Origin of the sequence: Pseudonocardia lutea (assembly GCF_042658055.1) — a bacterium.
Lineage (GTDB): Bacteria > Actinomycetota > Actinomycetes > Mycobacteriales > Pseudonocardiaceae > Pseudonocardia > Pseudonocardia lutea.
This window is the reverse complement of sequence record NZ_JBHSQK010000144.1, coordinates 1-1113: the sequence shown is the minus strand read 5'-3', so window position 1 is coordinate 1113 and position 1113 is coordinate 1. Positions and strand designations below refer to the sequence as shown.

Genomic DNA, 1113 nt, shown 5'->3' with positions numbered 1-1113 from the left:
TGTGGTGACTCAGCAGGTTGTTGACCGGCTCAGCTGGCGAGTCGGGTGATGGGTGGGTGGCCGCCGATGGCGGTGTGGGCTCGTCGAGTGTTGTAGGCGTGGACCCAACTGTCGAGCGCGGTGAGCCGGTCGGCGTTGGACAGCCAGGGGCGGGCGTAGGCGAACTCATCGAGCAGGGTCCGGTTGAACCGCTCGGCCTTTCCGTTGGTCCATGGGCAATGCGGGCGGGTGAAGCGGCGTCTGATGCCCAGCTGCGCGCAGGCCGCGGTCCAGTGCCGGCCGACCCGGTAGACCTTGGCGTTGTCGGTGAGGACCCGCTCGACGACCACGCCGTGGGCGGCGAACCAGGCCACGGCGCGGCGCAGGAACCCGGCGCTGGTGGGGTCGCGTTCGTCGGGCAGGGCCTCGACGTAGGCCAGCCGGGAGTGGTCGTCCACGGCGACGTGCAGGAAGTCGTAGCCGATCCCGCGGCCGTGGATCTTGCGGCCGCGGACCTGCTCGCGGCGACCGTGCAGGCGCCATCCGCCGCCGTCGGGAACCCGACCGAGCTTCTTCACATCGACATGGAGCAGTTCGCCGGGGCGGGCGTGCTCGTAGCGGCGCCCGGAGTGCTGACGGCGCAGCGGGGTGCCGGTGATCGGGTCGATCGTGCGCAACGCCGGAACGTGGTGGCGGCGCAGGATCCGCCCCACCGTCGAGGCGACCAGCCCGAGCTCACGAGCCAGGAACACCGGCCCGCGCCGGGCGGCGGCGCGTAGCGCCAGGACCCGGTCCTCCACCTCGGCCGAGGTGCGAGTGGGGCTGCGGTGCGGACGTGAGGAGCGGTCGGCCAGCCCGGCCCAGCCCTCGGCTCGGTACCGGTTGATCCACTTGTAGACCGTGGCCCGGGAGATCCCCAGCTGCTCGGCGATCCGGGCAGCGGGCCAGCCGGCCAGGAACCGTTCCACGATCAGCCGCCGGGCGTAGACGGTCGTGCGGGCATTAGCGTGTGCCACCGAGGACCTCCGGTGTTTCGAGGTGAGTGCGTCAGACACACCCACTTCGCCCGGAGGTCCTCCCTTCGATCAACCCGACACGCCCGCGGCCCTGTCAACAACGTCTCGGGTCACCACA

General features: G+C 71.3%; 1 protein-coding gene. It reads right to left on the bottom strand.

Features of this window, described 5'->3' with window-relative positions:
• Nucleotides 1–29 precede the first annotated feature (29 nt).
• Entirely contained in the window at nt 30–995 is a 966-nt protein-coding gene (locus tag ACFQH9_RS32045) for an IS481 family transposase (protein WP_379572215.1), read from the bottom strand.
• Nucleotides 996–1113: the final 118 nt, after the last annotated feature.